The sequence below is a fragment of the Sulfitobacter sp. AS92 genome (assembly GCF_038900015.1).
In the GTDB taxonomy this organism is placed as follows: Bacteria; Pseudomonadota; Alphaproteobacteria; order Rhodobacterales; family Rhodobacteraceae; genus Sulfitobacter.
Map to the genome: position 1 here is coordinate 1 of NZ_JBBMQL010000009.1, position 20795 is coordinate 20795.

General features: G+C 61.9%; 23 protein-coding genes. 8 read left to right on the forward strand and 15 right to left on the reverse strand.

Features of this window, described 5'->3' with window-relative positions; translation table 11 throughout:
• Positions 1-65 precede the first annotated feature (65 nt).
• The gene (phbB, locus tag WNY61_RS14815) at positions 66-788 is read left to right on the forward strand and encodes an acetoacetyl-CoA reductase (protein WP_342852189.1); all 723 of its coding nucleotides are present in this window, start codon (positions 66-68) and stop codon (positions 786-788) included.
• A gap of 192 nt (positions 789-980) precedes the next feature.
• Here phbB and WNY61_RS14820 read toward each other — a convergent pair whose 3' ends face one another.
• From WNY61_RS14820 to WNY61_RS14830, 3 genes are all read right to left on the reverse strand, one after another.
• Entirely contained in the window at positions 981-1145 is a 165-nt protein-coding gene (locus tag WNY61_RS14820; protein WP_083804549.1) for a DUF465 domain-containing protein, read from the reverse strand.
• Positions 1146-1245: 100 nt separating this feature from the next.
• Positions 1246-2013: a methyltransferase domain-containing protein gene (locus tag WNY61_RS14825; protein WP_342852191.1), complete on the reverse strand. Its 768-nt coding sequence runs from the start codon at positions 2011-2013 to the stop codon at positions 1246-1248.
• Positions 2010-2225: a DUF2007 domain-containing protein gene (locus WNY61_RS14830; RefSeq protein WP_040700850.1), complete on the reverse strand. Its 216-nt coding sequence runs from the start codon at positions 2223-2225 to the stop codon at positions 2010-2012. The genes WNY61_RS14825 and WNY61_RS14830 overlap by 4 nt, the downstream gene beginning before the upstream one ends.
• Before the next feature lie 55 nt (positions 2226-2280).
• On the opposite strand from WNY61_RS14830, the gene WNY61_RS14835 reads away from it, so the two are divergent.
• Positions 2281-3279: a polyprenyl synthetase family protein gene (locus WNY61_RS14835; RefSeq protein WP_342852360.1), complete on the forward strand. Its 999-nt coding sequence runs from the start codon at positions 2281-2283 to the stop codon at positions 3277-3279.
• Here the strand turns inward: WNY61_RS14835 and WNY61_RS14840 are convergent.
• From WNY61_RS14840 to WNY61_RS14850, 3 genes are all read right to left on the reverse strand, one after another.
• Positions 3276-4151 carry a 4-(cytidine 5'-diphospho)-2-C-methyl-D-erythritol kinase gene (locus WNY61_RS14840; RefSeq protein WP_342852193.1) on the reverse strand — a complete coding sequence of 292 codons (876 nt, stop codon included), beginning with the start codon at positions 4149-4151 and terminating at the stop codon, positions 3276-3278. The two genes, WNY61_RS14835 and WNY61_RS14840, sit on opposite strands and share 4 nt — an antisense overlap.
• The gene (locus WNY61_RS14845) at positions 4148-5857 is read right to left on the reverse strand and encodes a tetratricopeptide repeat protein (RefSeq protein ID WP_342852194.1); all 1710 of its coding nucleotides are present in this window, start codon (positions 5855-5857) and stop codon (positions 4148-4150) included. The genes WNY61_RS14840 and WNY61_RS14845 overlap by 4 nt, the downstream gene beginning before the upstream one ends.
• Positions 5858-6025: 168 nt before the next feature.
• On the reverse strand, positions 6026-7678 hold the full coding sequence (locus WNY61_RS14850; protein ID WP_342852195.1) for an electron transfer flavoprotein-ubiquinone oxidoreductase: 1653 nt from the start codon (positions 7676-7678) through the stop codon (positions 6026-6028).
• A 366-nt stretch (positions 7679-8044) separates the two neighbouring features.
• On the opposite strand from WNY61_RS14850, the gene greA reads away from it, so the two are divergent.
• Together greA and WNY61_RS14860 are read left to right on the forward strand one after the other, a co-directional pair.
• Complete coding sequence (greA, locus tag WNY61_RS14855; protein WP_342852196.1) at positions 8045-8515, forward strand: transcription elongation factor GreA; 471 nt, start codon at positions 8045-8047, stop codon at positions 8513-8515.
• 14 nt (positions 8516-8529) lie between these two features.
• Positions 8530-9597: a hypothetical protein gene (locus WNY61_RS14860; RefSeq protein WP_342852198.1), complete on the forward strand. Its 1068-nt coding sequence runs from the start codon at positions 8530-8532 to the stop codon at positions 9595-9597.
• Positions 9598-9606: 9 nt separating this feature from the next.
• Here WNY61_RS14860 and WNY61_RS14865 read toward each other — a convergent pair whose 3' ends face one another.
• Genes WNY61_RS14865 through WNY61_RS14875 form a run of 3 tightly spaced genes read right to left on the reverse strand, consistent with a single transcriptional unit; the run spans position 9607 to position 12864 of the window.
• The gene (locus WNY61_RS14865; protein ID WP_342852199.1) at positions 9607-11370 is read right to left on the reverse strand and encodes a bifunctional molybdopterin-guanine dinucleotide biosynthesis adaptor protein MobB/molybdopterin molybdotransferase MoeA; all 1764 of its coding nucleotides are present in this window, start codon (positions 11368-11370) and stop codon (positions 9607-9609) included.
• Entirely contained in the window at positions 11367-11969 is a 603-nt protein-coding gene (gene mobA, locus WNY61_RS14870; RefSeq protein ID WP_342852200.1) for a molybdenum cofactor guanylyltransferase MobA, read from the reverse strand. Before mobA ends, WNY61_RS14865 begins: the two co-directional genes overlap by 4 nt.
• 4 nt (positions 11970-11973) lie before the next feature.
• The gene (locus WNY61_RS14875) at positions 11974-12864 is read right to left on the reverse strand and encodes a formate dehydrogenase accessory sulfurtransferase FdhD (RefSeq protein ID WP_342852361.1); all 891 of its coding nucleotides are present in this window, start codon (positions 12862-12864) and stop codon (positions 11974-11976) included.
• A gap of 49 nt (positions 12865-12913) precedes the next feature.
• Between WNY61_RS14875 and WNY61_RS14880 the strand changes: the two genes are divergently transcribed.
• Together WNY61_RS14880 and WNY61_RS14885 are read left to right on the forward strand one after the other, a co-directional pair.
• Positions 12914-13639 (forward strand): AzlC family ABC transporter permease, encoded by a 726-nt coding sequence (locus tag WNY61_RS14880; RefSeq protein ID WP_342852202.1) that lies wholly within the window; start codon positions 12914-12916, stop codon positions 13637-13639.
• Complete coding sequence (locus WNY61_RS14885) at positions 13636-13962, forward strand: AzlD domain-containing protein (RefSeq protein ID WP_342852203.1); 327 nt, start codon at positions 13636-13638, stop codon at positions 13960-13962. The genes WNY61_RS14880 and WNY61_RS14885 overlap by 4 nt, the downstream gene beginning before the upstream one ends.
• A gap of 9 nt (positions 13963-13971) precedes the next feature.
• On the opposite strand, the gene WNY61_RS14890 is transcribed toward WNY61_RS14885, so the two are convergent.
• The 5 genes from WNY61_RS14890 to WNY61_RS14910 form a co-directional block, all read right to left on the reverse strand.
• Positions 13972-14580, reverse strand: coding sequence for a hypothetical protein (locus WNY61_RS14890; protein ID WP_342852205.1), 609 nt, complete (start codon positions 14578-14580; stop codon positions 13972-13974).
• A 33-nt stretch (positions 14581-14613) separates the two neighbouring features.
• The gene (locus WNY61_RS14895) at positions 14614-14748 is read right to left on the reverse strand and encodes an aa3-type cytochrome c oxidase subunit IV (protein WP_007118959.1); all 135 of its coding nucleotides are present in this window, start codon (positions 14746-14748) and stop codon (positions 14614-14616) included.
• Between the two features lie 156 nt (positions 14749-14904).
• The gene (locus tag WNY61_RS14900; protein WP_342852207.1) at positions 14905-15363 is read right to left on the reverse strand and encodes a DUF6173 family protein; all 459 of its coding nucleotides are present in this window, start codon (positions 15361-15363) and stop codon (positions 14905-14907) included.
• A gap of 3 nt (positions 15364-15366) precedes the next feature.
• Positions 15367-16443 (reverse strand): MBL fold metallo-hydrolase, encoded by a 1077-nt coding sequence (locus tag WNY61_RS14905; RefSeq protein WP_342852208.1) that lies wholly within the window; start codon positions 16441-16443, stop codon positions 15367-15369.
• Entirely contained in the window at positions 16443-18170 is a 1728-nt protein-coding gene (locus WNY61_RS14910; protein ID WP_342852209.1) for an acyl-CoA dehydrogenase, read from the reverse strand. The genes WNY61_RS14905 and WNY61_RS14910 overlap by 1 nt, the downstream gene beginning before the upstream one ends.
• A gap of 158 nt (positions 18171-18328) precedes the next feature.
• Here WNY61_RS14910 and WNY61_RS14915 point away from each other — a divergent pair, with 158 nt between their 5' ends.
• Positions 18329-19261, forward strand: a complete 933-nt coding sequence (locus WNY61_RS14915) for an L-threonylcarbamoyladenylate synthase (protein WP_342852211.1) — start codon at positions 18329-18331, stop codon at positions 19259-19261.
• Here WNY61_RS14915 and WNY61_RS14920 read toward each other — a convergent pair.
• Positions 19258-19812: a YqgE/AlgH family protein gene (locus WNY61_RS14920; protein WP_342852362.1), complete on the reverse strand. Its 555-nt coding sequence runs from the start codon at positions 19810-19812 to the stop codon at positions 19258-19260. The genes WNY61_RS14915 and WNY61_RS14920 overlap by 4 nt on opposite strands.
• Before the next feature lie 164 nt (positions 19813-19976).
• On the opposite strand from WNY61_RS14920, the gene WNY61_RS14925 reads away from it, so the two are divergent.
• Positions 19977-20789, forward strand: a complete 813-nt coding sequence (locus tag WNY61_RS14925; protein ID WP_342852212.1) for a protein-disulfide reductase DsbD domain-containing protein — start codon at positions 19977-19979, stop codon at positions 20787-20789.
• Positions 20790-20795 lie beyond the last annotated feature (6 nt).

The following is a 20795-nucleotide window of genomic DNA, read 5'->3' on the forward strand; positions in this document are numbered from 1 at the left end:
GCGCGCAACTTTGTTGCGCGCCGAAACATGCATTTGCAAGAACATTACCTTGAGGGAGGGATTACATGTCACGCATCGCTTTGGTCACCGGAGGCAGCCGCGGTATTGGCGCGGCCATTTCCACCACGCTGAAGGACAAGGGCTATACCGTCGCCGCGACTTATGCCGGCAATGACGAAGCCGCCGCGAAATTTACCGAAGAAACCGGCATCAAGACCTACAAATGGAACGTGGCAGATTACGACGCCTCCAAAGCAGGGATCGAAAAGGTTGAGGCTGATCTTGGCTCCATCGAAGTGGTCGTCGCCAATGCGGGCATCACCCGCGACGCGCCTTTCCACAAGATGACGCCCGATCAGTGGAACGAAGTCATCGCCACCAATCTCACCGGCGTTTTCAACACGATCCACCCGGTATGGCCCGGCATGCGCGAACGCAAATTCGGACGCGTGGTCGTTATTTCATCTATCAATGGGCAGAAGGGCCAGTTCGCACAGGTCAACTATGCCGCGACCAAGGCAGGCGATCTGGGCATTGTGAAATCACTGGCCCAAGAAGGCGCGCGTGCAGGCATCACCGCCAATGCAATCTGCCCCGGCTATATCGCAACCGATATGGTCATGGCTGTGCCTGAAAAGGTCCGTGAAAGCATTATCGCGCAGATCCCCGCAGGGCGTCTGGGTGAACCCGAAGAGATCGCCCGTGCTGTCGCCTTTTTGGTGTCGGATGACGCGGGCTTCATCAATGGCTCGACCATTTCAGCAAACGGCGCACAATTCGTCGTTTAACTGGCAAGATCTATTAGAATTGAAAAGGCCAGCCCTTTGCGGGGCTGGCCTTTTTCACATCGGCGCGGAGCAACATCTGCTAACAGGTCACCGCACGGCTTGAGTATGCATTAACCATAGCAGAAACGCGAAGCTGCCGCTCCGCCAGAGCGGAACGACAGCCATCAGAAGATTTTCTTCTTTCTTAGCAGGTCAGCTCGACAGGCGGCTGATCTCCTCCTTCAAGCGCAATTTTTCTTTCTTCATGGAAGCCACTTGCAGATCGTCCGAACCGGGGGCGCGCTGAGCGGTTTCGACCGCCTCACTCATCGCCTGATGCTTCCGCTTCAGAGTGTCCAGATGTGCGTTTAAAGCCATACAATCCTCCATGATTGGTGTTTAGAAATTAAGTGGACCACAGCGCGACCCACAAGTCACGCAGCACCGCAGCATAGGGGTGAAGTTGGTGAAAAAATGCTTAAGAATTGGGATAGAGCAATTGTGCGCCGCGGCGCAGGACCGCTTCAATTTCGGGCACATAGCTTTTGCGGTCGCCTTCATGCCGCGCCCCAAGGTGCATGGCATAGCTGTGATGCAGTTGAAAGGCGCCCCGCCCGTTCTTGCGCGCCCGAAGCAGAATCAGTTCAGGCATCCGCCCCGCCCGCGAGGCCAAGGGCAGCACTTCGACTGACCCCATCTCATGCGGAAGCGCCGCCAAAAGCTCGGGCAGCCGTTCCGCACGGTGGATAAAATGCGCTTGCCCCTTGGGTTTCAGCCGTTTTGCGGCGATGCGGACCCATTGTCGCAGGGGCGTAGCTTCGCCCAAGGCCGCCTCCCGCCCCGGATCACGGGACTGAACCGAGGCGGCGCGATCAAAATAGGGCGGATTGGCCAACACATGATCGAATTGCCGCTGACGCAGATGCAAGGGCATGTCGGTCAGATCGGCCTCGACCACCTCCAACTCATCTCCGCCATTGCGCCGCGCGAGATCGGCGTAGGCGGGCTGCAATTCGCACCCCGTCAGCGCCAGCCCCGGCACCCGAGCGCTCAGGCACAGCACCGCGGCGCCCACCCCGCAGCCCAGTTCCAGTACGCTTTGCCCCGGCGTGGCTTCGACACTCGCGGCCAGCAGAACCGGGTCCACCCCGGCGCGATAGCCCCGCCCCCGGCGCGGTTGCCACAGGCGCAGCTTACCGCCCAGAAAGGCGTCACAGGTCAGGTCGTCTTCGGCAAAAAGGCTCACAGGCCGAGCGGGATCTCATTGTCGCGCATCACCCGAAGGGCGGCGTCATGGTCATCAGGGTGCACCATTAGGCGGCGGGGGAAGATTCCAATGCCGCCTTCGAGCACGCTCATGTTTACGTCCATTTCAAAGCAGTCTATATCCTCCCCCCTAAGGAGGGCGGTGGCAAAGGCGATGATGGTCATGTCGGTGCTGCGCAAAAGTTCCTTCATATCAAAGATGTAGAGCCGGATTGCCGGCATGTCGAGCGGGACGTGGGAAATGACGATGAAAAGTGATGCAACAATGAAACCGCACGACCAAATGGCGGCCTATTTGGCCGATGATATGCAGGCGGTTAGCGCGCTGATCCGCGAGCGAATGGCCTCCAAACACGCGCCCCGTATCCCCGAAGTCACCGCCCATCTGGTCGAAGCTGGCGGCAAGCGCCTGCGCCCGATGCTGACGTTGGCCGCAGCGCGGATGTGTGGCTACGGCGGGCCCTATCACGTGCATCTGGCCGCCACGGTAGAGTTCATTCACACCGCGACCCTGCTGCATGACGATGTGGTCGACGAAAGCGCGCAGCGGCGGGGGCGACCGACCGCCAACCTATTGTGGGACAACCAGTCTTCGGTGCTGGTCGGCGATTATCTTTTCGCGCGCAGCTTTCAGTTGATGACCGAACCGGGTTCGATGCCCGTCATGCGCATTCTGTCCAACGCTGCGGCGACGATTGCCGAGGGCGAAGTGCTGCAGTTGACTGCGGCACAGAATTTAGCCACCGATGAGGCGGTCTATTTGCAAGTGGTGCGCGGTAAAACGGCGGCGCTCTTCTCTGCCGCGACGGAAGTGGGCGGCGTGATTGCCGGTGCGCCGACAGATCAGGTTAAAGCGCTTTATGACTATGGCGACGCGCTTGGCATTGCATTTCAAATTGTCGATGATTTGCTGGATTATCAGGGAGATACCGGCGCCACGGGCAAGAACGTGGGCGACGATTTCCGGGAGCGTAAGCTAACCCTGCCCGTGATCAAGGCCGTGGCCAAGGCCGATGCGGAGGAGCGCGCATTTTGGGTCCGCACTATTGAAAAGGGCAAACAAGAGGACGGCGACCTCGACCAAGCGCTCTCTATTTTAAACAAACACGACACGCTTGCCGCCACGCAGCGCGATGCGCATGGCTGGGCCGAAAAAGCCAAAACAGCGCTCGCCCCCCTGCCCAACCACGAGTTAAAAGACATGTTGATCGATCTGGCCGACTACGTCGTCAGCCGGATCAGCTAAGCGACCAAAATCGGTGCGGCGGCGACCCACCAATTGGGCGCGGCGGTGGTCTTGATGCGATGAGCGGCGGTTTCAGCCTCTTTGGCGGTCGCGTAAATGCCGAAACACGTCGCGCCAGAGCCTGACATTCGCGCGAGTGCCGCGTCACTCAGTGCCTCCAAACAAGACGCGATGACCGGCGCGCGCGCGATGGCAGGGGCGGCGAGATCATTGCGCTGCAGGCGCAGAAAATCAACAAATCCAGCAAAATCTGCAAATATCGGAATCACATCCGGCATCGGCGGTTGGTTCTTGTCGGTCAGGGCCGCGAAGACCGCGGGCGTCGGCACATCTACGCCGGGATTCACCAGCACAATGTGGCAGGCCGGAAGCGGCGGCAGTAGGGAAAGTATCTCCCCCACTCCCTGCATCCGCTGGGGGCCGCGGGTGAGGCATACCGGCACATCCGCGCCGAGTCGTGCTGTATCAGCAGGCAGCGGCACGCCCCAATGCGCAGAGAGCAACTGTAGCGCTGCCGCCGCATCGGCAGAGCCGCCGCCGATACCCGCAGCAGCGGGCAGATGTTTAACCAGATGCAGCGCCGCACCCCGGCCCGCATCTGCATCCAGCATCTCAGCCGCCCGCAGCACGAGGTTTCGCGCATCAGTCGGCACGCCATCAGCGCGCGGGCCGCTGATGGTGAGGGTCAGGTTTTCAGCGGGTGCCACGTGCAGCGCGTCGCCCACGCCCACACGGACCACAAGCGAGTCCAACAGATGATAGCCGTTTGCGCGCTGGCCGGTGCAATGCAGGGTCAGGTTCACCTTGGCCCAAGCCATCCGCGACGCCGCAGCGCCGGGGCCGGCTGGCGCCGCATCTTCCATAACGGTCATTCGTCTGCGGCAACCTTTAGGGGCGGCGCGCCCTCTTCGGACAGCACGGCATCAAGCCCAACCTCCAGTTTACGGCGCATCCGCTCGGGGTCGGCTTCGGAATCCGCATCGGTCAGGTCCACGAAGGACAGCGCCCGGCGCCACTGGAACTCGGCCTCGCGTTTACGGCCCACGGCCCAGTAGACATCTCCGAGGTGATCATTCACCACCGGATCGACGGGCTCCAACTCAACCGCGCGTTCCATCTGCTCCACCGCCTCGTCGTAGCGGTCCAGACGGTAGAACACCCAGCCCAGAGAATCGACGATATAACCGCTGTCGGGGCTGGCCGCGACGGCGCGTTCGATCATGTCCAACGCCTCGTCCAAGCTGCGCTGCTGTTCGACCAGTGAATAGCCGAGATAGTTCAAGACCTGCGGCTGCTCGGGGTTCAGTTTGAGCGCCGCGCGGAAATCAGCCTCGGATCCTTCCCAATCGCCACTGCGTTCCTTGGCGATGGCGCGGGCGTAGAACAGCACCCAACGGGCGCGGGCGGTTTCGGCGGTCAGGTCAAGCGCCTGATCGTAGGAGGCAATGGCCGCCTCATAGTCTTCCTCAGCCCGCAGCATATCGCCCAGCGTCGAGTGTACGACAGCAAGACTACCATGGCTCCGCGCGAGCTGCTCCAACACTTCGATGGCCTGCGCGGTTTTGCCCGAGCGGCGCAGCGCTTCGGCACGGCCCAATTCGGCGGCGTGATAGGCGGGGCTATTGGCAGGCAGGGATTTATATTCGGCAATCGCCAGATCATGCTCACCAAGGTTTTCCAGCAGGCTTGCCGTCAACAGCAGCGCGTCGATGTGATCGGGGCGCAGGTAGCGGGCGATGCGGGAATAAAGCAGCACATAGTAATCCCCCGCCGCCTCGTTGCGCAGCACGGCGGCGAAGGTGAAAAACACCTCGGCCATCCCGGCCTGCGCGTCAGGCATATGACTGAAAGGGGCGGGCGCGTCTTGTTGCAAGGTTTCGATCAGCCGCGCGATCTCTGGATCGGTGTCATCGCCGAAACCGTCTTTGAGCACAGCAAGCGCATCATCGCTGCGGTCCAATTGGCCAAGGATTTCAGCATGGGCCATCACCCCACGTCGGGTCTGGCCCGCCGCCCCCGCGGCATCACTGGCAAAGATCGCCTCGGCCCCTTCGAAATCGCCGACACTCGCCAGTGCTAAGGCTTTGTGATACATCACAAAACCCTGCATCCCGGCTTCTTCGCTTAGGCTATCGAAAGCGGCCATGGCAGCGGTGGCATCGCCAGCGCCCATATGCGCCCAAGCCTGCACCAGCCCACCGACCCAAGGGCCGATCGCCGAGGTGTCACGCTTCAAAAGAGCGTCGTAATCGCCCTCCTTTGCCATGCCAGCCACGAGGGCCATTTCAGCCACTTGGCTTTTCGTGCCCAAGGTAATCATGTTGCGCGCTAATGGCACCGCTTTCTCAACCCGCCCCAGCGACAGGTAGGACAGCACGGCGCTTTCCATCAGTTCGATGTTTTTGGGATCATTGGCTAGCGCTTGGGTGTAATAGCGCGCGGCCTCAGGATAGTCGCTGTTCACCGCGGCATGGCGCCCGGCCAGATAGGGGCCCGCGATAGATTGCGCCATTAAAGGCGCAGAAAGGCCGATGCAAAGCGCCGCGACGCTGGTGAACCCTAGGACATTCCGAAACATGCAAACCGCCTCATATCGCTTTGCGCTCAGGCTATCACCTCTGTGCCCGGGTGCAATGGCGTGGCCCCGATGAGACGCGCCGCAGACAGGATTTCGCCGACCGAGAAACAGAAAAGACCGACGCGCCCTCGCGTGCCGGTCCTTTCTACGTGCCAATTCGATCACTCTTTACATATTGGGGTAGTTCGGCCCGTCCCCGCCCTGCGGCGTGGTCCAAACGATGTTCTGCGTGGGGTCTTTGATGTCGCAGGTCTTGCAATGCACGCAGTTCTGGAAGTTGATTTGGAACCGCGTCTCACCGGTCTTCTCATCCTCGACGAACTCATACACCCCCGCCGGGCAGTAGCGCGCCGATGGGCCTGCGTATTTCGGCAGGTTCACCTCGACCGGGATGCTCGGGTCTTTCAACTTGAGGTGCGCAGGCTGGCTTTCCTCGTGGTTGGTGAAAGAGAACGCCACGTTGGTCAGACGGTCAAAGCTGAGCTTGCCGTCGGGTTTGGGGTAGTCGATTTTCTTGTGCTTATCCGCAGGTTCTGTCGCCTCGGCATCAGATTTCCCGTGGCCCAAAGTGCCCAGCAACGAAAAGCCGAGCGTGTTGGTCCACATGTCGAACCCACCAAGCGCCAGCGACGCGGTCAGGCCGTATTTCGACCACAGCGGTTTGACGTTGCGCACTTTCTTGAGGTCTTCGGCAATCGGACCTTCGCGCACATCGGTTTCATATTCGGTCAATTCATCTCCGCCCCGACCCGCTTGGATTGCGGCATAGGCGGCTTCGGCTGCGGCTTTGCCGGACAGCATGGCGTTGTGATTGCCCTTGATGCGCGGCACGTTGACCATGCCGACCGAACAGCCCAGCAGGGCCACGCCGGGGGCCACCATCTTGGGCATCGACTGATAGCCGCCTTCAGTGATTGCCCGCGCGCCGTAGGCGACACGTTTGCCACCCTCAAGCAGCTCGGCCACCATCGGGTGATGCTTGAAGCGCTGGAATTCCATGTAAGGGAAAACATGCGGGTTCTTGTAGCCGAGGTGGACAACGAAACCGACGTAAACCTGATTATTCTCAAGGTGATAGATAAACGACCCACCGCCCGCATTGCTGTTTAGCGGCCAGCCCATCGTGTGGGTGACGGTACCTTCACGGTGCTTGGCGGGATCAATCTCCCAGATCTCTTTCATGCCAAGGCCGTATTTCTGCGGCTCTTTACCCTCGTCCAACCCGTATTTCGCGATCACCTGTTTGCTCAGGCTGCCGCGCACGCCTTCGGAGAGGAAGACATACTTACCATGAAGCTCCATGCCCGGCTCATAGCTTGGGCCGGGGGTGCCATCGGCCTGACGCCCCATCTCACCGGCGACAACGCCTTTGACTTCGCCGTTCTCACCGAACACCAGTTCTGAACAGGCCATGCCGGGGAAGACTTCGACGCCCAGTTCTTCGGCCTGCTCGGCCATCCAGCGGCAGACATTGCCCATGGAGACGATGTAATTGCCGTGGTTCTTCATCAGTGGCGGCATCGGAAATTCGGGGATGCGCAGCTTGCCCGCCTCGCCCAACAGATAGAAGTTGTCTTCTTTAACCGGCACTTTGATCGGCGCGCCTTTTTCCTTCCAATCAGGGATCAGCGCGTCCAGCCCGCAAGGATCAAGCACCGCGCCCGACAGGATATGCGCGCCCACTTCTGAGCCCTTCTCTAGCACCACGACATTGCAATCGGCGTCCAGTTGTTTGAGCCGGATCGCAGCCGACAGGCCCGCAGGCCCGGCGCCAACGATCACAACGTCATATTCCATCGCTTCGCGTTCAATCTCGGCCATTCTTGGTGCTCCCTCACGGCAAATTCGGTTTGAATTTGGCTAAACCACCGCCGCACGCATTGCAATCGCGACCCTGCGTTTATTGCGCAAAACATGGCCCCAGCGACATAACATGGCGCGCGATCCATCAGGCCGCCGGTTTGTTCCCCATCAGATAGTACAATCAGCCGTCTTTTCACCATACCTGCAGCAGTAATGCTATTACACGGTTGAGACAGGATTGACGGCATCCAACCGCCGATCTCACGGGCGTTAGGCTCTTGCAATTGGCAGGCAGTTTGGGTCAGGTAACTGCCAAGTTAACACGCAATTGGCCGCCCCCCGGCGAAAACCCAGGTGCGGCCCTCATTATGTAGGCACACCGCCATGGAAAAGATCCCGATGACCCGCGACGGTCACACCGCGCTCGAAGTCGAACTTAAGCACCTGAAATCGGTTGAACGGCCCGCCATCATCAAGGCTATCGCCGAAGCGCGCGAACATGGTGACCTGTCGGAAAATGCCGAGTATCATTCAGCCAAGGAAAAACAGTCGTTCATCGAAGGCCGCATCAAAGAGCTTGAGGGCGTGATCTCGCTCGCGGACGTGATCGACCCCAAGAAACTATCGGGTTCGATCAAATTCGGCGCTACGGTGACGCTGGTGGATGAAGATACCGACGAAGAGAAGACCTATCAGATCGTTGGCGAATATGAGGCCAATATCGAAAAGGGTCTTTTGAACATCAAGTCGCCCATCGCCCGTGCGCTGATTGGCAAAGACGAAGGTGATTCCGTTGAGGTGCGCACCCCCGGGGGGCAGAAGTCCTATGAGGTTCTCAAGATCGTCTACGCTTGAACGGGAAGGCTGACATGGCAGACCCCGACACTTCCGCATCCGGCCATCATCCCCCCCGCGCCCCGCGCAGCGGGGAAGGTGCTGCACGGCCCGCGCCGATCGGTCTCTATGACCGACCTAAAGGCAGCAGCATCACTGAGATCGAGATCATCGCGGGTGCGCTCTCAGCGGTTTGGCTGCTTGGCACGGCGGTCTATTTCACCTTTATCGCCGCCGAGGTGCCAGAAGGTGCCAGTAACGGTGGACTGCGCGGGCTGCTGATCCTTCTCGTGGTGATTATGCCGGTCGCGATGATCTGGGTCGGGGCCACCGCCGCCCGCGCCGGGCGGGTCATGCGCGAGGAAAGCCAACGTCTTCAGGCCGCGATCGACGCGATCCGACATTCCTATCTCTCGCAACAGCAGGGCAACAAACCTGCGGGCGAAAGCAGCATCGCGCGCAAGCTGGATGAACTCGCCGCCAGTGCGCGAAAGACCGAGATCGCGCTGGCCGGGCTTCAGGGTCGCGACGGGCCTGCGCGCCCTGTCACCCCTGCCGCCGCGCCGACGCCACCCGCCGCCGAAGACCAACCCACGCTGGCGCTTGGCACGCAAGCGGGTGACAGTGCGCAGCCACTCTCTGCCGAGGATTTCACCCGTGCGCTGAATTTCCCCGAAACGGCGGAAGATCAGGCCGGGTTCGACGCGCTGCGCCGCGCGCTGAAAGACCGCTCCGCCGCGCAGCTGGTGCAGGCCGCACAGGATGTGCTGACCCTGCTGAGCCAAGACGGCATTTACATGGACGACCTGCGCCCCGACCGGGCCCGCCCCGAAGTTTGGCGTCAATTCGCAAACGGTGCGCGGGGCCGCACGATCGCGCCTTTGGGGGGCATCCGGGATCGGTCATCCTTGGCGCTGGCCAATGCGCGGATGCGGCAAGACCCGATCTTCCGCGATGCGGCGCATCACTTCCTGCGCCGGTTTGACCGGACCTTTGCGGAGTTCGAAAAGCAGGCAACGGATGAGGAAATCTCGTCACTCGCCGACACCCGCACCGCCCGTGCCTTCATGTTGCTGGGCCGATGTGCCGGGACATTCGATTAACGCGCAGCCTTAACCGGTAAAACTGCCGTAAGGGATGAAATGGACGAGATCGCCCGGCTTGATGTCGCGGGCGGCTTCGTCCAACTCGACCAGCCCTTCGGCCCAGCTCAGCCCGCTGATACGGCCCGATCCTTCTGAGGCAAAAACCTCTGCCCGGCCATCGCGCATCCGCGCGCGCAGGTATTCACGCCGCCCGGCCTTTTTGCGCTTCTCAAACGCTGCAGGCACCTCGAAACCCTGAGGCTTCTGCCAGCCGCGTCCGGCGAGCAAAGCCATCGCAGGGCGTGCAAAGATCAGCGAACAAACCATCGCCGCCACCGGATTCCCGGGCAGGCCAAAGACCGGCACCCCTTGCCACAGGCCGAGCGCCAAAGGACGCCCCGGCTTAACCGCAATCCGCCACAGCTGCATCGCCCCCGCCTCGGCCAGCAGGGCCGAAACGTGATCTTCGTCCCCCGCCGACGCGCCGCCACTGGTAAGGATCACATCAACTTGCTCTGCCGCCGCGTCAAGCCGCGCGCGCAAGGCCGCCCGGTCGTCAGCCACTCGGCCCAGATCGACCGCCTCATGGCCGAAGTCCGCCGCAAGTTGCAGCAACATGGGGCGGTTTGCGTCATAGATCTGACCATCGCGGGCCGCCTCGCCCATCTCGACCAACTCGTCGCCGGTGGAGATCACCCCCACCTTCAGCCGCTTGCGCAGGCTCACCTCCGCCACGCCCGCCGCCGCTAGCAGCGCCAGCTCAGCAGGGCCGACGCGCGTACCTGCCGCGATGATCATATCCCCTGCCTGTACATCCTCACCGGCTTTGCGAGTGTTCGCCCCCTGCCTCACCGACCCGTTGAACCGCAGTACGCCGCCTTCGGCAGTGACATCCTCTTGCAAGATTACGGTATCGACCCCTTTGGGCAGTGCGGCCCCGGTCAGCACGCGGATCGCCTGCCCCGTGGGCACGGCACCGGGTCGATCCCCTGCCGCAGCGCGCCCGGCTACCAGCGGCATTTCATGCAGCCCCTCGCCGCGTGCACCGGCAAAGCCATAGCCATCAACTGCGGTATTCGGCAGCGGCGGGTTGGCGCGAATGGCGGTGACGTCTTGTGCCAAGATACGCCCCCCGGCCTCGGCGGCAGGAAGGGTTTCCACTTCAGTCACGGGGTGGAGGCGATTTTCCAACAGGTCCAGCGCCTCGTTCACCGGGGTCCAACGCACGCCGGGCGGCAGGGCAAAACAGTCGTTGCGCAAGGGCGGCGGGGTGGCGGTGGTGGGCATGGCGGGGACCGTGATCAGCCCTACCTCGCGCAGGATGAAATCAGCTATTGTCTTGGTGTCGTTCAGATCGAACACAGGCCGATCCAGCTGCAGCGCCACGTCGCTGGCCACCGCGCGCACCGTGGGATCGTCGGGCGCGATCAGGGCGTTTCCGGTCTCCGCCCGATGCGCTTCGACCTTGGGATGGCCATCGCGTTTGTAGCCTTCGATGAGCACCAGATCGACGGGCGAGAGCCGCGCAAGATGAGCCTCCAGAGGTGGCTCCTCTGCGCCGCGCAACTCATGCATCAAGGCAAAACGTGCGCCCGAGGCCAGCAGCACCTCGCGTGCGCCAGCGACGCGGTGGCGGTGGCTGTCTTTGCCGAGGTGGTCCACGTCGAAGGTGTGATGCGCATGTTTGACGGTGGAGACGGTGAAACCACGACCTGTGATCTCGGCCACGAGCCGTTCCATCAATCCGGTCTTGCCCGCGTTCTTCCACCCGACGACGCCGTAAACCCTCATGCCATCGCCTCTGCTTTCGCCAAATCCTCAGGCGTGTTCACGTTGAAGAACGCCGCTTCGTCGGGGAAGAGCGCCTCGCGCCCGTCATGCGCGTGCGTCCAAAGCACCACCTTGCGCAGCCCGCCCTGCAAGGCCGCGCGCAGGTCGTCGCGCAAGGCCACTGGCCAGAGGCCGAAGGTCGGATGCCGGGCGCTACCGCGTTTGGCGTCTGGGGTCGCAGCCAAGGCGAGCGGGTGGGTCATGCCATCAGCGGCGAGCAACAGACGCGGCACCAAATCGCAGGGGAAGAAAGGCGTGTCGGCAGCAGCGGTGACAATCGTCTCCGCCCCCTGCTCCGCCGCCCAATCCAACCCGGCGAGCACGCCCGCGAGCGGCCCCGCAAACCCTTCGATACTGTCGGCCAGCACCGGCAGACCCAGATCAGAAAAACGCGCCGCATCGCCATTGGCATTGAGCGCGAGCCCTGCCACCTGCGGCTCTAGCCGGTCGATTACCGACGACAGCAACGTACCTTGCCCAAGCGGCAGCAGCCCCTTGTCACCACCGCCCATACGGGTCGCCTGCCCGCCCGCCAAAATGACGCCAAGTGGTTGTTTCATTATCTTATTCCTTCGCGCCCTTGCGGCCACTTTTGCGCGGCTCGTCAGCCACGCTGGCGGGGTCTGCATCGCGGATCAACCGGTTTTCCCCGGCCAAACAGGTGAACCGCTGCCCGCGCATTCGCCCGATCAATGTGAGATTCACCTGCTGCGCAATCTCCACCCCCCAAGCGGTGAAGCCCGAGCGCGACGCCAGCACCGGTATACCCATCATCGCTGTCTTGATCACCATCTCAGAGGTCAGCCGCCCGGTGGTATAGAGCACTTTATCCTCGGCCCCGACCCGTTCGGAGAGCATCCAACCGGCGATTTTGTCGACCGCATTGTGGCGGCCCACGTCTTCCATATAAACGAGTGGCCGGTCGCCCTGACAGAGCACCGTGCCATGGATCGCCCCAGCCTCAAGATAAAGGCTTGGGGTGCGGTTGATCTTGGCCGCCAGCGCGTAAAGGTCCGAGGTGCGCACCGGCGTGTCGGGCAGACGTACATCGGCCAGCCCCTCCATCATATCGCCAAAGACAGTGCCCACGGCGCAACCGCTGGTGCGGGTCTTGCGCTGCATCTTGTCTTCGTAGTCGGTGGCGCGTTTGGTGCGGACGACGACGGTCTCAAGCTCTTCGTCATAGTCGACGCCGGTGATCTCTTCGTCCGGGCGCAGCATCCCCTGATTGCGCAGAAAGCCCAAGGCCAGATAGGCCGGATAGTCGCCAATGGTCATGGCGGTCACGATCTCTTGCCGGTTGAGGAATATCGTCAGAGGGCGTTCTTCAACCACATTGATCGCCACCTCCGCCCCGGTGTGATCCACGCCAGAGACATTGCGCGTCAGTCGAACAGCACTCGGATCGGGGGCGATCAGGTAATTGCTAAGTTCATTGTCTCGGGCCAATTGTATCCCCTTCCGGTTAGGTCTAAGCCTTTGACATTATATTTAAGAGTTCGTCATGGCCATCACCACCACCAAATCCGCCTATCGCAAAGGTATCGTTGACGCATTGCCCTTTGTGCTCGTGATTATCCCCTTCGCCTCGCTCTTTGGCCTTCTGGCCACCGAAGCCGGGTTGAACGTGTTCGAGACGCTGACCTTCTCTATTGTGGTGATTGCAGGGGCCGCGCAATTTACGGCCCTGCAACTGCTGCAAGAAGACGTGCCGACGGCCATCGTTCTCGCCTCGGCGCTGGCGGTGAACCTGCGCATGGCGATGTATTCGGCCTCCCTCACCCCGTGGATCGGGGGCGCGCCGCTTTGGCAGCGGGCGCTGGCGGCTTACATGACGGTGGATCAATCCTATGTCGCGGCCATGACCCAATATGAGCGGGAACCGCAGATGACCGTGCCGCAGCGGATGGCCTATTTCTTTGGGACCGTGACACCAGTGGTGCCGCTTTGGTATATTTTCACGCTGGTCGGTGCGATGGTCGGCTCAAATGTGCCAGACAGCTGGGCGCTGGATTTTGCAATTCCGATCACCTTCCTTGCCATGATCGCGCCGATGTTTCGCACCTTGGCGCATGTTGCCGCAGCACTGGTCGCGGTGATCGTGAGCCTCATCGCAGTCGATGTGCCCTATGCGCTTGGGCTGATCATTGCAGGGCTTGCTGGCATGATTACCGGCGCGCAGGTTGAGGCGTGGATGGAACGGCGCAAACCGGGGAGCACGGCACGATGATCGATAAAACCGCACTTTGGACCGTGATCATCGGTCTTGGTCTGGGCAGCTTTTTCCTGCGCTTCGTTTTTACCGGGTTGGTGGGCAACAAGCAGATGCCTGCGTGGCTGTTGCGGCACCTGCGCTATACCGCCGTGGCGATTCTGCCCGCGCTGGTGGCACCGCAGGTGCTTTGGCCCTCGGGGACGGACGGGCAGTTTGATCTGCCGCGCGTGACTGCAGCGGTGGTCACGCTGGGTGTGGGGCTTGTGACCAAGAACGTGCTCGCCGCGATCCTGTCTGGGGCCGCGGCGCTTTATGGGATGCTCTATCTGGTGGGGTAAGCGCGGGCGCTACTGGCGGGCCAGTTGCGCCGCACGCAGGGCGTCGATCACGTCGCCCTCATCGTCTTCGTAGTATTTCGTCGTGGTGACACCCGGCAGCATCTCAAACCGTTCTTGCAGTTTGACGGGATAGAAGGTCGAGCCGACGTTTTGAAAACCGGGGATTTGGCTAAGAATGCCGCTGGTGGCATTGGCGCAAAAGGCGCCGGGCACCGCCCCGTTGGAGGTCACCAACTGAAGCGCCCGCTCGGCCACTTCGGGGCTGACCGGGATTTCCTGACTGACCACATGAAAGGTGCTGCGGGCATGGGCGGATTTATAGGCCTGCAGCCACGCGGGCGTCACCCCGTAGAGCACATCGCCACGCTCGGCCATCCGCGCGTCCCGGAACGATCCGGCAGGGTCAAAGATTACACGTTGAGACCCATTCACCATCAGCGCGGAATGCCCGCCGCTGCCGGTGCGGTTGTTCACCATGGTCATCAATGTGAGGGACGGCGGCTCGGGCGAGCGATAGGCTGCACGCGCGACGACATCGGGCGGGCTATCGGGGCTTTGATCCACCGAACAGCCAGCCAGAACGCCCACCAGCACGATCGTAGTCAAGAGAGATTTCAAAGACTTGCCCTCTTGGACAGGAGTACGAAGCGATCAACCGGCAAAGAGTGCCAGCAGAACCAAAATCGCGAGGATGGCAACGACGCTGCGTGTCACAAAGGTCATGAACCCGTCAAAGGTCTTTTCCTGAGCATCGTAATCCATGCTGCCATGTTCATGTTCAGCCATTCTCGTCTCCCTAAAACAACTTGTTGGCGCTGATTAACCTATTCGTTTCACGCTGTCACGAGGGGATAGACATCAGAATACCATACTAGCATTACGCATGACTGCGCGTTATAGGGGAATCTCTTGCGTGTTTGCACCCAGAGGATTCCTTTTCGATCAAGTGTCCTCTAGATCGGCGACCAATCGGAACCCGATCCGTTGTGGCGCGGCATCGGGCACCTTCTTTGGCAAGGCCCGGAGCATCACGTTCAATTGCCCCACATGCTGCACCAATTGCGCCCGCGCCCCTGCCGGATCAACGCCGTAGAATGTGATGATATCTGGGTCGAAATACCCCATTCCCTCGATCCGAAGCACGCCCGCATCGCCCCCGGCAAAGCCCATCGCCGCCTCGTGATCATTGTCGAGCTTTTCCTCAAAATTCTTGAGGTAAAGTATCACGCGCTCATAGGCCCACTGAGCCGGAGATTTTTGCTTTACCGATTTGGCAGTCATCGATTCCGGCAGCGGCTGGTCGCCTGATTTGGGCTGCTCCGGGTCCGTATGCACGTCATGCATGCGCGGTAATGCCGCGGCTTCATAGGCCTCGGCGGCTGTTTCTACCTCATCACCCATCGTTCACCCCCTGCGCTGATACACCCAAGCGCCGTCGGCGTCGCGCAACGCGCGCGTGGCCTCTCCGGCTTGGTAAAGGTGGCTTAGATGAGCGACGGCTTCAACCAGCGCTAGGCCATATTCCGCCTCACCGATGTTGCGTTTGAACAGCGATCCAAAACATTCCGCTGCCGATTTCGGCGTGTCGATATAGATCAGCAGACGGCGCAGCGCAGAGTGGTGGTTTTCGATCAACTGTTTCAGGCGCGTCGGCAGACCGGTGAAGGGCAATTTATGCCCGCCCAGCACCAGATGATCTTCGCGCGCGAGCGGAAGAAGACGCTCGCAGGCTTCCAGCCATTCTCCAATCGGATCGGCCATCGGTTCGGTCGGATAAACGCCGATGTTAGGGCTGATCGAAGACAGGATTTGATCGCCTGCGATCACCAGATTGTCATCCCGGCTCCAAAAAGTCGCATGCTCGGGTGCGTGGCCATTGCCGATATGCACCTCCCAATCGCGCCCACCCATGCGGATTACGTCGTCTTGGCGGATACGGGTAAAACCGAGCGGCAGAGGGGCCACTACATCGGAAAAGTTAAAGGGACGCTCACTAGCGCGTTTATCGTAGAGTGCCGCCGCCATGCCCGCCTTGCGGTAGAACGACAGGGATTCGGCGAGTGGTACCTCTTGAACATCCAGCGTTAGCATGCGCGCGGTGAGCCAAGCTGTGCGGGTGGTGACTAGTTCCGCGCCAAACTCCGTTTGCAACCAGCCAGCAAGGCCGATGTGATCGGGATGATGATGGGTAACGACAACGCGCGAAACCGGCTTGCCGCCGAGCGGTCCGGCCATCAGCCCCCGCCAGATGTCCTTGGCCCGGCGCGAGGCAAAGCCCGTATCGATCACCGTCCAACTGTCGCCATCGTCCAATGCATAGACGTTAACGTGATCCAGCTTCATCGGCAGCGGCAGGCGGAACCAGAGCACCCCCGGCGCCACATCGATCGCCTCCCCTTCGGCGGGCGGCACTTCCCAGGGGGTACGCAGCCCCTTGGGCGGTTTCGGCGTGGTGGCGGAGAGGGTGGCCTGCTCTGTCATCAGCTTCTCAAGTCTTCGACGTCGAGCGCATAGAGGTCTTCGGCCCCGGCCTGCGCATGGGCCAGCAGGCCCTGATGCTCGGGCAACAAACGCTGGATATAGAATCGCGCCAGCTTCTCCCGCGCGCCGCTGCCGCCTGCGGCTTTCTCAGCCATCGCGGCTTGCAGATGCAAATGCCCGCCCAGCACGCGGGCAAAGGCGCGCAGGTAGGGCACGGCACCGGCGAAGCGCTCATTCATGTCCTTTTGCGCGGTGATCCATTCGGTCGACTCGCGCAAGGTTTCGCTGGCCTGCCAGACGGCATCGGCCATGCGTGGGAACGGGCCGCGCGCGGATTCGGCATGGGCTTCGATCTCATCCAACAGCCGGTTCGCCGCCTCGCCGCCGTCCATCATTTTGCGGCCCACGAGGTCCATCGCCTGAATGCCGTTGGTGCCCTCATAGATCGCCGTGACACGCACATCGCGGCTGAACTGCGCGGCGCCGGTTTCTTCGATAAAGCCCATCCCGCCATGCACCTGCACGCCCATCTCGGCAACGCTCATGCCGGTATCGGTGCCAAAGGCCTTGGTGATCGGCGTCAGAAACGCGGCCCGCGCCGCCCATTCGTCGCCCTGTCCGGCGCGCGCCATATCGCTGGCATAGGCGCAGCTCAGCGCAATTGCACGAGAGGCGAAGATATCGGCCTTCATGCTCAGCAGCATCCGGCGCACATCGGCATGGTCGACAATGGTGCCGGTGCCGCCCTCGACGGGGGAGCGGCCCTGCTTGCGCTCCAACGCATAGTCGAGCGCCAGTTGATACGCCCCTTCCGCCGCGCCGATGCCCTGCTCACCGACGCCAAGCCGGGCGTTGTTCATCATGGTGAACATCGCCGCCATGCCGCCTCCCTCGCGGCCAATCATCCAGCCGGTGGCCTTGTCATATTGCATCACCGCGGTAGGCGATCCGTGCAGGCCCATTTTGTGCTCAAGGCTGACAACGCTGACGCCATTGCGCTGGCCCGGCTCGCCATTCTCATCGGGAATGAACTTCGGCACGAGGAACAGACTGATCCCCTTGGTCCCCGCAGGCGCACCCGGCAGACGTGCGAGAACGAGATGGCAGACATTGCCCGCAAAATCATTGTCGCCCCAAGAGATATAAATTTTCTGACCCGAGACCGCATAGGTGCCGTCGCCATTGTCCTCGGCCCGGCTGCTGAGCGCGCCCACGTCCGACCCGGCCTGCGGCTCGGTCAGGTTCATGGTGCCGGTCCATTCGCCGCTGATCAGCTTGGGCAAGTAGAGGTTTTTAATCGCGTCCGAGGCATGATGCTCCAGCGCCTCAATCTGGCCTTGGCTCATCAACGGGGCAAGTTGCAGCGACAAGCAAGCGCCGCTCATCATCTCGTTAACCGCGCTGGTCAGGGTCATCGGCAGGCCCATGCCGCCGAACTCCGGATCGGCCGACATGCCGATCCAACCGCCTTCGGCAATCGCGGCATAGCCCTCTGCGAACCCCGGCGAGGTGCGCACAATGCCGTTTTCCAACTTCGCCGGATGCAAATCGCCGCCCCGCTGCAAGGGGGCCAGCACATCATCGCAAAGCCGCCCCGCCTCGGACAGGATCGCCCCGGTGACGTCTTCACTGGCTTCAGAGAAACGGTCGGTGCTGCGGAGCGTTGCGAAATCCAGTACGTCCTCAATCAGAAAACGGTAGTCATCCACGGCGGCGCGGTACGGCATATCATATCCTCCTGAAAGGCGCGCTTGATCTGGCAAGCCTGACATGGCCCTGATAAAGGCTGGTTTATGTTGCCGCCAGCATGAAATGCCCGGCCGCCCCCCGCAACCCAAACGCGGCGTCACGGGATGCCGCATGATCCGACAGGATTTACCCTGCCATGACCGAGACGCTGACCCCCACGCCCCAAGGCATCGCCCGCGCGGCACGCCTGTTGCAAGACGGCGCGCTGGTCGCCCTGCCGACGGAGACGGTTTACGGCCTTGGCGCGGACGCGCGCAACGGGGAAGCGGTGGCGGGGATCTACGCGGCCAAGGGGCGGCCCAGTTTCAATCCTCTGATCGTGCATTTGCCGGATACCGAGACCGCCAAACGCTATGTGCAATGGACCGATGAGGCCGACCGTCTGGCGCAGGCCTTTTGGCCCGGCGCGCTGACATTGGTCTTACCGCTGAGGCCCGACAGCGGGCTTTCATCTCTTGTCACGGCAGGGCTGCCCAGTCTTGCAGTGCGCGTGCCAGCCCACCCTGCGATGCGGCAGGTTTTGCAGGCGCTTGACGGTCCCGTGGCCGCGCCCTCGGCCAACCCCTCGGGCAAGATTAGCGCTACCACGGCCGCGCATGTGCTGGCGGGCCTCGACGGTAAGATCGCGGCGGTGCTGGATGACGGGGCTTGCAGCGTGGGTCTGGAAAGCACGATCATCGGCCTGACCGGCCCGCGCCCGACCCTGCTCCGCGCAGGCGGTCTGCCGAGTGAGGCGATTGAAGCGGCACTCGGGCAGACGCTCGAGATCGTAGATGGGGCAGAGATCATCGCACCGGGGCAATTGGCCTCCCACTACGCCCCCGGCGCGGCGGTGCGGCTGGATGCAGAAACGGCTGGGCCGGGCGAAGTGCTGCTTGGCTTTGGGACGATGATCTGTGACCTCAACCTCTCGCCTGCTGGCGATCTGACTGAAGCTGCGGCGAACCTTTTCGACCATCTGCACCAGCTTGACGCGACCGGTCAGCAGATCGCCGTGGCACCGATCCCCAACCACGGGTTGGGCCGCGCAATCAACGACCGTCTGGCCCGCGCAGCCGCCCCCCGTTAGGCGTGCCCAGCAGAGGCCGACAGCCCCAAGGGGTCGATGCCCAGCGTTTTCAGCGCGGCGGACCATTTCTTGGAATCCGGCAAATCGAAAATAACTTCCGGCGACGCCTCACAGGTCAGCCAACCGTTCTGCGCAATCTCGCCCTCCAACTGCCCCGGACCCCAGCCCGCATAGCCCAGCATCAACTGGGCGCGTTCTGGCCCTTTGCCAGTGGCGATGTCTTCGAGGATGTCGCGCGTGGCAGTGAGGGCGATGCCATCGCCCACCCGCAGCGTTTCAAGGGCCGAGCGGTACTCATCGGAATGCAACACGAACCCGCGCCCCGTCTCGACCGGCCCACCGAAATGAACCACTAGCGATTTCGCCTGCGGCGGCGTGTCTTCGACCAATTGATCCAACACATCCGACAGACGCAATTCCGGGGCGGGTTTGTTGACCATCAGCCCCATCGCGCCCTGTTCTGAATGCGCGGAAAGATAGATCACGGCATGGGCGAAACGTGGATCGCCCATGCCCGGCATCGCGACCAGCAGCTTGCCCGTCAGTTCCATTGTCTGACCCGTCAACGCCCACCTCCTAAAGGTAACCTTTCTTTGAACATGGCCGCTTGCGCCCCACAAAACAAGAGAGCTGCCGTGCGCCTGCCCGCATCGGCGAAACATGGATGATGCAAATGTGACTTGGCAGGCGCGGATGGATACCGCATCAAGGCCAGATGTATATATCACGCCTCTTCTCCGCCCTAGTGTCCTGCCTTGCCCTTGCCCTGCCCGCTGCGGCGCAGGACGGTGTCGGCACTCCGTTGCAGGGCGATCTGCTCACCGGTTGGCAACAGTCTGACGGGCGGCGGGTGGCGGCCATTCGGCTGCGCATGGCACCCGGTTGGAAAACCTATTGGCGCAGCCCCGGTGACGCAGGCATTCCGCCAGAGTTCGACTGGTCCGCTTCGGAAAACCTGCGCGATGTGCAGATCACATGGCCCGCGCCCAAGGTCTTTGACCAAGGGGGCGTGAACTCCATCGGCTATGCCCGCGAAGTGATCCTGCCGCTGACCATCACCCCGCGCAGCCCCGGTGCCCCGGTGACCTTGGACACCAGCATCGACCTTGGCGTGTGCAGTGACATCTGCCTGCCGCAAACGATACACCTGCGTGCCGTGCTTGATACCAACGACAGCAAGCCCACCCCGGCCATCGCAGCCGCCTTTGCCGCGCGGCCTTTTTCGGGGGCCGAGGCTGGTATGAAAAGCGCCGAATGCAGCCTGCGCCCCACGGCGCGGGGACTGGCGATTGAAACCCAGCTCGCCCTGCCCTCTGCCGGGGGCAACGAAACCGTGGTGATTGAGCCCGGCAATCCCAACATGTGGATGAGCGCGACGGAAAGCCAACGCTCGGGCGATACGCTTGTCGCCAGTGGCGAGATGATTGCCGAGAACGGCACGGCGCTGGCATTGGACCGCTCCGCCATACGGATCACCGTGATCGGGCAGGATCACAGTGTCGAGATTACGGGCTGCACTTCGGGCTAATGCGGC

What these genes read in the sequence shown, in the direction of transcription:
- WNY61_RS14830 (WP_040700850.1), bottom strand. Translation starts at nt 2,225, where the DNA reads ATGAAGGAACTTTTGCGCAGCACCGACATGACCATCATCGCCTTTGCC.
- mobA (WP_342852200.1), bottom strand. Translation starts at nt 11,969, where the DNA reads ATGAAACAACCACTTGGCGTCATTTTGGCGGGCGGGCAGGCGACCCGT.
- WNY61_RS14880 (WP_342852202.1), top strand. Translation starts at nt 12,914, where the DNA reads ATGGCCATCACCACCACCAAATCCGCCTATCGCAAAGGTATCGTTGAC.
- WNY61_RS14915 (WP_342852211.1), top strand. Translation starts at nt 18,329, where the DNA reads ATGACCGAGACGCTGACCCCCACGCCCCAAGGCATCGCCCGCGCGGCA.
- WNY61_RS14820 (WP_083804549.1), bottom strand. Translation starts at nt 1,145, where the DNA reads ATGGCTTTAAACGCACATCTGGACACTCTGAAGCGGAAGCATCAGGCG.
- WNY61_RS14835 (WP_342852360.1), top strand. Translation starts at nt 2,281, where the DNA reads ATGAAAAGTGATGCAACAATGAAACCGCACGACCAAATGGCGGCCTAT.
- WNY61_RS14860 (WP_342852198.1), top strand. Translation starts at nt 8,530, where the DNA reads ATGGCAGACCCCGACACTTCCGCATCCGGCCATCATCCCCCCCGCGCC.
- phbB (WP_342852189.1), top strand. Translation starts at nt 66, where the DNA reads ATGTCACGCATCGCTTTGGTCACCGGAGGCAGCCGCGGTATTGGCGCG.
- WNY61_RS14845 (WP_342852194.1), bottom strand. Translation starts at nt 5,857, where the DNA reads ATGTTTCGGAATGTCCTAGGGTTCACCAGCGTCGCGGCGCTTTGCATC.
- WNY61_RS14865 (WP_342852199.1), bottom strand. Translation starts at nt 11,370, where the DNA reads ATGAGGGTTTACGGCGTCGTCGGGTGGAAGAACGCGGGCAAGACCGGA.
- WNY61_RS14895 (WP_007118959.1), bottom strand. Translation starts at nt 14,748, where the DNA reads ATGGCTGAACATGAACATGGCAGCATGGATTACGATGCTCAGGAAAAG.
- WNY61_RS14900 (WP_342852207.1), bottom strand. Translation starts at nt 15,363, where the DNA reads ATGGGTGATGAGGTAGAAACAGCCGCCGAGGCCTATGAAGCCGCGGCA.
- WNY61_RS14840 (WP_342852193.1), bottom strand. Translation starts at nt 4,151, where the DNA reads ATGACCGTTATGGAAGATGCGGCGCCAGCCGGCCCCGGCGCTGCGGCG.
- greA (WP_342852196.1), top strand. Translation starts at nt 8,045, where the DNA reads ATGGAAAAGATCCCGATGACCCGCGACGGTCACACCGCGCTCGAAGTC.
- WNY61_RS14905 (WP_342852208.1), bottom strand. Translation starts at nt 16,443, where the DNA reads ATGACAGAGCAGGCCACCCTCTCCGCCACCACGCCGAAACCGCCCAAG.
- WNY61_RS14885 (WP_342852203.1), top strand. Translation starts at nt 13,636, where the DNA reads ATGATCGATAAAACCGCACTTTGGACCGTGATCATCGGTCTTGGTCTG.
- WNY61_RS14920 (WP_342852362.1), bottom strand. Translation starts at nt 19,812, where the DNA reads ATGGAACTGACGGGCAAGCTGCTGGTCGCGATGCCGGGCATGGGCGAT.
- WNY61_RS14910 (WP_342852209.1), bottom strand. Translation starts at nt 18,170, where the DNA reads ATGCCGTACCGCGCCGCCGTGGATGACTACCGTTTTCTGATTGAGGAC.
- WNY61_RS14925 (WP_342852212.1), top strand. Translation starts at nt 19,977, where the DNA reads ATGTATATATCACGCCTCTTCTCCGCCCTAGTGTCCTGCCTTGCCCTT.
- WNY61_RS14850 (WP_342852195.1), bottom strand. Translation starts at nt 7,678, where the DNA reads ATGGCCGAGATTGAACGCGAAGCGATGGAATATGACGTTGTGATCGTT.